General features: G+C 64.1%; 1 protein-coding gene. It reads left to right on the top strand.

Annotation, left to right across the window (positions count from 1 at the left end; genetic code table 11):
• Window positions 1–9: 9 nt before the first annotated feature.
• Window positions 10–351 (top strand): amino acid kinase family protein (locus tag AC1D0P_RS32835; RefSeq protein WP_477680540.1); only part of this gene is annotated, 342 nt, incomplete at its 3' end.

Below are 351 nucleotides of genomic sequence, written 5' to 3'. Positions count from 1 at the left end.
CTCAAGGCCGTGCCCGTCATCAACGAGAACGACACGGTGGCGACCACCGAGATCCGTTATGGCGACAATGACCGGCTGGCGGCGCGGGTCGCAACCATGGTCGGCGCCGATCTGCTGGTGCTGCTATCCGATATCGATGGGCTCTATACGGCGCCGCCGCATCTCGATCCCCAGGCCAAATTTCTCGAATTCATTGCCGCCATCACGCCCGAGATCGAGGCGATGGCCGGCGGGGCTGCGTCGGAACTGTCGCGCGGCGGCATGCGCACCAAGATCGATGCCGGCAAGATCGCCACTTCGGCCGGCTGCGCCATGATCATCGCCTCCGGCAAAATCGAGCATCCGCTGCAA

The sequence above is a fragment of the Polaromonas sp. P1_G2 genome, assembly GCF_056405515.1.
Note: the sequence above shows the minus strand (reverse complement) of the source record. Positions and strands in the feature narration are given on the sequence as shown.